The sequence below is a fragment of the Novosphingobium beihaiense genome, assembly GCF_022832375.1.
Classification (GTDB): domain Bacteria; phylum Pseudomonadota; class Alphaproteobacteria; order Sphingomonadales; family Sphingomonadaceae; genus Novosphingobium; species Novosphingobium beihaiensis.
The window spans coordinates 113,873-122,788 of sequence record NZ_JALHLG010000016.1 but is presented as its reverse complement, the minus strand read 5'-3'; the positions used below and the strand labels follow the sequence as shown (position 1 = coordinate 122,788).

6 protein-coding genes are annotated in these 8,916 nt (G+C 64.9%); 3 read left to right on the top strand and 3 right to left on the bottom strand.

Annotated elements, in window-relative coordinates:
- Nucleotides 1–210: 210 nt before the first annotated feature.
- Nucleotides 211–2,259 (bottom strand): molybdopterin-containing oxidoreductase family protein, encoded by a 2,049-nt coding sequence (locus tag MTR66_RS12795; protein WP_243921619.1) that lies wholly within the window; start codon nt 2,257–2,259, stop codon nt 211–213.
- Nucleotides 2,260–2,378: 119 nt separating this feature from the next.
- Here MTR66_RS12795 and MTR66_RS12790 point away from each other — a divergent pair, with 119 nt between their 5' ends.
- Nucleotides 2,379–2,930, top strand: coding sequence for a TetR/AcrR family transcriptional regulator (locus MTR66_RS12790; RefSeq protein ID WP_243921617.1), 552 nt, complete (start codon nt 2,379–2,381; stop codon nt 2,928–2,930).
- Nucleotides 2,931–3,304: 374 nt separating this feature from the next.
- On the opposite strand, the gene MTR66_RS12785 is transcribed toward MTR66_RS12790, so the two are convergent.
- A complete protein-coding gene (locus MTR66_RS12785; RefSeq protein WP_243921615.1) occupies nt 3,305–4,528 on the bottom strand; it encodes a glycoside hydrolase family 27 protein in 1,224 nt (407 codons plus the stop codon).
- Between the two features lie 133 nt (nt 4,529–4,661).
- Here MTR66_RS12785 and MTR66_RS12780 point away from each other — a divergent pair, with 133 nt between their 5' ends.
- Nucleotides 4,662–5,840, top strand: coding sequence for an ROK family transcriptional regulator (locus MTR66_RS12780; RefSeq protein WP_243921613.1), 1,179 nt, complete (start codon nt 4,662–4,664; stop codon nt 5,838–5,840).
- Nucleotides 5,841–5,861: 21 nt separating this feature from the next.
- Here the strand turns inward: MTR66_RS12780 and MTR66_RS12775 are convergent, their stop codons facing one another.
- Nucleotides 5,862–7,409, bottom strand: a complete 1,548-nt coding sequence (locus tag MTR66_RS12775) for a carboxylesterase/lipase family protein (protein WP_243921612.1) — start codon at nt 7,407–7,409, stop codon at nt 5,862–5,864.
- A 120-nt stretch (nt 7,410–7,529) separates the two neighbouring features.
- On the opposite strand from MTR66_RS12775, the gene MTR66_RS12770 reads away from it, so the two are divergent.
- Nucleotides 7,530–8,897 (top strand): glycoside hydrolase 5 family protein, encoded by a 1,368-nt coding sequence (locus MTR66_RS12770; RefSeq protein WP_243921610.1) that lies wholly within the window; start codon nt 7,530–7,532, stop codon nt 8,895–8,897.
- The last annotated feature ends 19 nt before the right edge of the window (nt 8,898–8,916 follow it).

Sequence of the window (8,916 nt, the reverse complement as noted above, 5' to 3'; positions counted from 1 at the left end):
GTTGAAGCCCTCGCCCGACTGCATCATGCAGTAATTTGACCACGTCTGAGAAGCGAGTCCATCGAGCGCAATCGCCCCGCGGCGGGCCGATTTGGGCCCAGCGCTGCGTCGCTCATCGGTCACAATGCCCTCAGCATTGCTCCCTCCTCGCTTCTTGCGCTGAGCCCAAATCGGCTCCGTCTCGGCAATCCAGATCGGTCGAAAAGTGCTCTAAAGGACAACAGGCTGGCCGGATGCCGTCCTGCCCGCGACCGCTTCGATCCCGATCGGGATCCCGGAATAGAGCACCATGCCGGTCATCGGGTCAACCGCATCGCAACTGGTCAGGTAATTGACGTTGGCGATCTCGTGGCCGTGCGGGATCGATGCCACGCCAGGGCGGATAGAATCGTCGACGCAGGCGGTCAGTTCGATCTCACCCCGTGTCGAAGAGACGCGGACCATGTCGCCGTCCGCTATGCCCGCTTTTGCCGCGTCGCCGGGATGGAGGATGATGTCGGCCGGGCTCCCGAGGAACGAAAGCGACGTGTTGAGTTTGCGGCGCTGGCGGCGCGGGATGAAGGAGAGCGGCGGGTCTCCGTCCCGATCGTCCTTTTGACGCTGCCTTTGCCATTCCTCGACGAGAACCTCCGGCGCCAGCAGCCAGCCGCCGATCCGTTCGATATGCGCGTCGACCCATCTGCCGGGAAATTCGAGCGGCAGGGAGACCGTGCCGGTTTCTTTCAGTTCCTCGAAACTGCACCGGGCGCCTGCCATCTGCCTGGCGAGCATCTCCTCGTCGGCCCCCGCGGTCTGATCATCCTCGGGTAGGTCGTCGGGCAGAGCAAGGCCCATCCCCGCCATGATCCGAGCGATGCTCCACCAGCCCGACCGCCGCTCTCCAGACGGTTTTACCACTGCCGGCGAATACAGCATCGACAGGCTGCCGCTCAGGGTATCCCAGAACGAGATGTCGGGCCGTTCGAGCTGGTCCTTGGTCGGCAGAACGTGGGTGGAGAGAGCCGTCGTCTCATTGGCGGCGATTTCGAAGGTGACGAACGTGTCGAGCTGGCGCAGCGCGGGCACGAGCCGATTGGCGTCGGGAAAAGAGCGAACGATACTGCCGCCCAGATTGATCAGCGCCCGGATGTTGCCCGCCTCGATTTCCCCCGGCAAGGCCGCACAGGGCCATTCTCCGATGATCCCGTTCACATGCGGCATGGTCGGCGCGCCGGGCGTGAAGGGATTGTTCATCAGCGGCAGTTCGAAACTGTCGAACTGGTGGATGAAGCCGGGGTGAAACCACACGCCGCCCTTGCTGTTCATGCGGCCCGTCAGGATGTTGAGCAGCCAGGCGAACCATTGGGTAAGGTTGGCCGTTTCCGTCATCGTCACGCCCGTCCCGGTCTCGACGGTAACGCCGCCATGCCGGCGGACGGCCGCCAGAAGACCGGCGAGGTCGTCCTCGCTGATGCCCGAAACCCGGGCCGCCGTGACGCGGTCATATCCTTCAAGCGCGGCGCGCAGTTGCTCCAGTTGCTGCACCTGCTGTGCCGGCGCGAGAGGACCTCCCTCGATCACTTCGCGTACCAGCCAGGCAAGCACGGCATGATCGCGCCCCGGCCAGGGACGCAGGTGACGCGTCGAGAACCTGGCGGTTTCGGTGCGCAAAGGATCGATCGTCCAGACCTCGCCGCGCTCCGCAATCGCCCTGATCGGGCCTGCGGGGTTGAACATGCCTGTGTTGTGCCCGTGGCTGACGACAGGGTTCACGCCGACGTAGAGCAACATGTCGACGTTCTCGTTGTCGGTCTTGCCGGTGAGCCCGGGAAACCCGCCTACCAGGCTGCTGACCAGGACCTTGGCGGCGCCGTCTATGGTGACCGGCGAGAACTTCGGCGAGTGACCAAGCGCAGTGTGAAACGCCTCCCCCATGCGATAGGCCGCCGCATCCATGCCCAGACCGCTGCCGAAGTAGAAGCCTATTGCCTGCGGTCCGTACTTGCTGACCACGGACTTCAGCCGGCTGGCGATATCGTCGAGGCATTCTTCCCACGAAGCCGGCTGCAAAGCCCCCGCGCGGCGCATGAAAGGCCGGCCGATGGCCTCTGGATGATGATGCAGGCGCCCGAGCGCGCGGCCCTTGGGGCAGGTATATCCCTTGCTCAGCGGGTGATCGAAATCGCCCCTCACGCGAGTGATCGTGTCATCCTCGACCGTTACCGAAACGCCGCACTGGTTCGTGCAGATCCGGCAATGGCTGCGTACGGTCTGTTTCATCCGACATCCTCATTACGCGCTGTGACGCGCGACTCACCCCGGCCTGTTGCGGCCCTGCCCTAATTGATCCATTGTTCACTTATCTTGTCCATAGGGTTTATTCATCCTAGTCTCGCGCCATGAACGAGAAGAACGAGGTGCGTTGGCGTAACCCGGTGCGCACGCGCGCGGCGATCCTGGCCGCCGCTGTGGAGGTGTTTGGCAGGCAGGGCTATTCGCAAGCCGGTTTGCGCGACATTGCCGCGCTGGCTGGCAGATCATCGTCCCTCATCCTGCGCTATTTCGATGGCAAAGCGGATTTGTTCGAAGCGGCCCTGGTCGAGACCTTGCGGACGAATTCGGTGTTCACCTGGCGCAAGGACGATTTCGGCGAAACCATGGCGCGGCTGATCCGGGACCGCAGCAATGTGAACATCACCGTCATGCTGATGCAGGCCCTTTCCGCCCCTGAATCGCGCGCGATCGCCACGCGCGTATGGCAAGAGCACATGATTGCCCCGCTCGCCGATTGGCTGGGTCCGCCCGATGCAGAGGCACGCGCGAACAGCCTGTTCGCGCTGATGTCGGGGCTTACCTTCCAGATACACGGGCTTGCCGATGGGGAACCGCCCGAGGCGCAAATTCAATGGGCGGCCAAAGCGATGCAAAGTCTGGTCAAGGGCGATGTATGAACGATACTATTCGTGACCTGCAGCTTCGTGGTGCAACATCGCCCTCCACGATGTGTGAGGATTCTCACTGGCATTATTGAGAGGCTACTGAAATTCGCGGATTTCTGTGGCTCTCAAAGAAGCTGGAGCGGTCCGATTTTAGGCCTCGGTGGGTATTGGCACCGGCATACGCAGGTTCGAATCCTGCCGCACCAGCCAGCAGTTTTCTCCAACTTCGGCCTTTTCGCAGCCACTTGTGGTGCACTCCATACACCTGCCGCTCTGGCTGGTCTGGCCTCGGCTGAAGACCGGCTTTGCTCTATATTTTGCTGCTCCTGCAACATCCGGAGTCAGCCCCTGCCGCCGGACTTTGCCCCAGCAGGGGCTTCAAAGCCCTAACGCCGGGGTGAGAGACGGTAGATCGCGGTATCGTGGGGCGCTAGCGTCACCGAGAGCGGCGTTTCCGTGGTGCCTGTGGACTTGCCGGTCCACAGATCGGTCAGGCCGTAGGTCTGCTCCGCGAAGTCCACAAAGAGGCCGTTCAGCGTGTCCTCCAATGGAGTGCTGGCCCAGTCGATCCCAGTCTTGGCTGGGCGGTCGCTGCGGTTGACCAGTGCAACCGCCCAGTCGCCCCCTGCCAACGGCTTGGCCCAGACTTGGGTCGCCCCATTGTCGAACCAGCGCAGACCCTGCACGCCGCGCGCGTCCTGATCGACCGCGATCACGCGCCGGTTGGTGAGGATCGCCGCGACTTCGGGCTTCATCGTATCGACATGGGTGCCCATGATCAGCGGCGCGGCCATCATTGCCCAGAGCGCGAAGTGCGAGCGGTCCTCCGCCAGAGTGGCCATGTTGCCCACTTCCATCATGTCCGGATCGTTCCAGTGGCCGGGCCCGGCATAGGCGCGCAGCGGCTCGTTTATATCGACGATGCGCATGATGCCGTTGGAATGCCAGTCGCCATGGCCGAGCACGCAGTCCCAGCAATTGGTGATGTCTCCGGTCGTGCGCCAGAGCTGGCCGACCTTGGCCGCCCAGAGCCAGGGCTTGGTCTCACCCCACTCGCAGATCGAGAGAATCATCGCCCGGCCCGAGGCGGCAATGGCGCGCTGCATCGTGCGATAACCCTCGCGCGAATTGCGCTGCCATTCGTCCTTGCCGGTGTTGCACCAGTCGTACTTCACATAGTCCACGCCCCAGCGCGCGTATTGCGCCGCGTCCTGGAACTCATGACCCTGGCTGCCCGGGCGCCCGGCGCAAGTCTTCTCGCCGGTGTCGCTGTAGATGCCGAACTTGAAGCCACGCGCATGGAGATAGTCCCCCAGCGCCTTCATGCCCGAGGGGAAGCGCTTGGGATCGGGCTGGATATTGCCGTTCGCATCGCGCTCGCCCTGCCAGCAATCGTCGATATTGACGTAGACGTAGCCCGCATCGCGCAGCCCTTTGGCGGCGAGCGCATCGGCGGTGCGGCGGATCAGCTCCTCGTCGATCTGGCAGCCGTAGTGATTCCAGCTATTCCACCCCATCGGCGGGGTCGCTGCCAGCGCGGGCGCGGCATTCGGCTGACCGGCCATCGCCGCGCCGGAGCTGACGCTCAGCCAGACCAGCAACGCGGACATGACGGACTTCAATGCACCTTGCCTCGACATACCTCTCCCTTCCCGCTAGCACTTGCGGGGATCCGCTGCGCCGGATTATAAAAATTGAATTTATTTAAACAGCGGATTCGTGCCGCGTCAATGGGGACTAACAGTGCCTAAGGTCGAAGTCAGGCTGTCGGGTACGAACCTGGAACGCGCGGCCGATCACAACCTGCGGATCACGCTGCATGCCATTCGCGTGCATCAGGCGATCACCCGGGTCGCACTCGCCCGGATCACCGGGCTGACCGCGCCTGCTGTCGCCAACATCACCCGGCGCCTGCTCGACGAAGGACTGATCGTCGAAGCCGGGCGCCTGCGCAACGGGCGCGGGCAGCCGGGCAAAGTACTGAAGATCAATCCTTCCGCGCGTTTCTCCTTCGGCGTCAATATCGACCGCGATCATGTCAGCCTGATCCTCGTCAACTTCGCGGGCGAGATCCTCGCCCGGCGCCATTGCGACGCCGCCTTTGCCCTGCCGGCAGACGTGCGCGGCTTCTGGCTCGAACATGCGGCCAACATGATGGCGGAGGCCGGGGCCGATGCGCAGGCGCTGACCGGGATCGGCGCCGCCCTGCCCGACGATCTCGGCTCGATCTACCTGCCCGGCGCTCCGGCCGGATATTCCGCCTGGCTGGAAACCGACGTTCCCGCGCTCTTCGCCGCGCCGTTCGAAGTGCCCGTCTTCATCGAGAACGACGCCGCCGCCGCCGCGATGGGCGAGCAGCAGCTCGGCACCGGTTCGCGGTTTTCGAGCATGCTCTACATCCTGATGAGTTCGGGGCTCGGCGGCGGGCTGGTGATCGACGGGCGCTATGTGCGCGGCGCCACCGGGCGCAGCGGCGAAATCGGCCTGATCCCCCTGCCCGATGGCGGTCTGGTGCAGGACCATGTCTCGCTTTCCGGCCTGGCCCGCCACCTTGAGGTTGAGGGATTCAGCCTTGCCGATCTGGAAACCGCCGGGCCCGGCAGCGCCTGCGACAAGGCCTTCGGCGTCTGGCTGGACGGTGCGGTCGAGCGGCTGGTGCCGCCGCTCGTGGCCGCCAACTGCCTGATCAACCCGGCCGCCGTGCTGATCGGCAGCCGCCTCGCCTCGCGCTTCGTCGACAGGCTGGCCCATGCGCTGGAACGCGCGCTGGCCTCACTGGCGCAGCCGCTGCCGTCCTGCGCCCCGGTCATGCGCGCGCAACTTTCGGCGGACGCGCCCGCGATCGGCGCGGCGATCCTGCCCTTCTCGCACTTCCTGCTGCCCCAGGCGGACACGCTCTGGAAAGCCGAAGAAGCCGGCTGACCTCCCCGGCTCCGGCCGTTTTCAGAACACGCCGGTCCAGTTGCAGAAGCTGGAGCGCGGCAGGCCTTTGCTCAGCTTCGTCGCCGTTTCGCCGAAATGCAGCGTGAAGGTCTTGCCCTTCGCCAGCGGCTTCCACAAGGGGCGCGGCGCCGAAGTCCGCGTCTTCGCATTGGGATCGCCGTCGATGGCCAGTGCCGTCCAGTAATCGAGCATGCTGACACCGCCGCCCACCGGCTTGCCGTCGAAGACATAGCCGACTTCGTAAGCGTGGCGGGTCAGTCCGCCCTGGCTCTTGTCGCCCACATCGAATTCGTAGCGCCAGACCGGCCAGCCCTTCGCCGCGAGCAGGTTCGCCATGCGGTTCGCCGGGCAATGGAACATGGCGTCCGACTGCATGCGCAGCTCCAGATTGCCGCGCCGGGGATCGGCGCCCTTGCGCTCTTCCTCCTGATAGGCCGCCAGCGCCTTGGGTCCATTGCCATCGAACCAGAAGCGCGAGAAGGCATCGAGCGGCGCCTCGCCCTTGCCGGGGCCGAACTCGATCATGTTGGTGCCGATGATGACCGGCTTGGGCTTGGCCTCGCCCAGCAGCACATCGGGCGCCTTGGGCAGCACCTTGCCATCGATGGTCGTGCGCAGGAAGACGTAGTCGTTGCCCTTCGCCCTGGGATCGTCGAGCTTCGATTGCAGCGCCAGCAGCGCCACCGGCGAAAGCGCGCGCAGCTTTTCGATATCGCCGCCGCTGCCGCTCAGCGTGTCGAGCTGGTCGCCCAGAGCGAAGGCATCCGCCAGACTGCGGAACGGCAGGCCGAAACCCGGCGTGCCGCTTTCCATGATGGCCGAGCGGAACAGCCCTTGCGCGGCAGGCGCGGCCAGCAGCAGCGAGACATCCTGCGAACCCGCGCTTTCTCCGAAGATCGTCACTTTGTCCGGATCGCCGCCGAAACGCGCGATATTCTCGTGCACCCAGCGCAGCGCCGCGATCTGGTCCATCAGCCCATAATTGCCGCTGGTGCCGCCCTGTTCGCGCGCCAGCGCCCGGTGCGAGAGGAAGCCGAGAATCCCGAGGCGGTACTGGACCGAGACAATCACCACGCCCTTGCGGCTCATAGGCGACTGGACCGCCCCCATCGCCGATCCCGCGCGGTTGGAGCCGCCGTGGATCCACACCATCACCGGACGCTTCCCGGCAAGCGCAGGCGTGCGCACATTGAGCGTCAGGCAATCCTCGCTGGCGTGGAGCCAGTCGGCGCGGTTCCACCCTTCGTCGTTCTGGAGGCAGGCCGGGCCCGCTTTCGTCGCCTCGCGCACGCCCTGCCATGCGGGAACGGGCGCGGGCGGCTGCCAGCGCCGCTCGCCCAGCGGCGGCGCGGCGAAGGGGATCGCCTGAAAGACCAGCGCGCCGTCCACCGTCTTGCCGCGGATGGCGCCGCCCGTGACCGTCACGACCGGGGCATCGGCGCCCGTATCGCTCATCGCCGGGCCTGCCATGGCGAGCACCGCGGCCAGTGCCACAAGCCTCAGGCCTCTGTGCGAACGGGTCCGCCGCGTGCCGAACACTGCCTTCATCGTCATCTCCCTTACCGTCTCTTGCCGCGACCCTAGAACAAACCGGACTTTAAAAAAAATGTTTTTCTTTAATTGCCGGTGCAGCTATGGTCTGCCCCAACAAAACCAGGGAGGGAAGCCGTGAACAGACGAAATCTGCTGCAGGCCGCTGCGACAACCGCACTGGCCGCCGCTTCGGGCACATTGACGGGCAAAGCCCTGGCGGCATCGCCCGCCACGCCATCAGCCAAACCATCCAGCGACGCCTTCATCCGCGCCGAAGGGTCTCGCTTCGTGCGCCATGGGCAAACCTATCGCTATACCGGCGCCAATATCTGGTATCTCGCCTGGCTGGGAACCGACGGCAGCTATGGCGACCGCGGGCGGCTCGGCCGCGAGCTGGACCGGCTCAAGGCCATGGGCGTCACCAACGTGCGCGTGCTGGCAGGGGCGGAAGAAAGCCCGGTCAAGGATTCGATCAAGCCCGGCTTCCTGCGCGAGGACGGCTCGCTCAACCAGGATCTGCTGACCGGGCTCGACTATGCCATGGCCGAACTGGGCAAGCGCTCGATGACCGCCGTGCTCTACCTGACCAACAACTGGGAATGGTCGGGCGGCATGATGAGCCTGCTCTATTACGCCACCGGAAAGTACATCAACAACAACGATCCCGCCCATCCCTGGCCCGCCTTTCCCGATTACGGCAGCGCCTTCTACTCCAATCCCGAGGCGGTGAAGCGCAACTTCGCCTATGTGCGCATGCTGGTCTCGCGCACCAACAGCGTGACCGGGGTGCGCTATGCCGAAGACCCCACGCTGATGTCCTGGCAGCTGTGCAACGAGCCGCGCCCGGGCGTCACACCCTCGCTGATGAAGAAGGTGCTGCCGTCCTATTACAAGTGGATCGCGGACAGCGCCGCGCTGATCCGCAGCCTCGATCCCAACCACATGGTCTCGCTGGGCATGGAAGGCACGATCGCCACGGGCTTTCGCGAGGACATCGTGCTGCGCGCGCATCGCGGCATCGATTACATGACGGCGCATATCTGGCCGCTCAACTGGTCGTGGGTCGATGGCAAGGACCTCGCCGGAACCTGGGATGCCGGGAAAGCCAAAGTGGAAGCCTACCTCGCCCAGCACGAGCGGCTGGCTAAGACGCTGGGCAAGCCGCTGGTCTTCGAGGAATTCGGCTTCCCGCGCGACGGCGAGCTTTACGACCCGTCCGTGCCCACGACCTTCCGCGAGCGTTACTACCGCCTGATCTACGCCGCCGCCGAAGCCAGTCTGGCTGCGGGCGGCCCGGTTCAGGGCACCAATTTCTGGGCCTGGAACGGCGAGGCGCGCGCGCAGCATGGCGACCATCACTTCCGCGACGGCGACACCCGCTACATGGGCGATCCGCCGCATGAGCCGCAGGGCTGGTACGGCAATTTCGACAGCGACACGGGCATGATCGAAGTCATTTCCACCCACGCCAAGGCCTTCGCCTCGCCCGAGGCGCGGGGTTAGAGTTTCGCCGCAAGAGGGC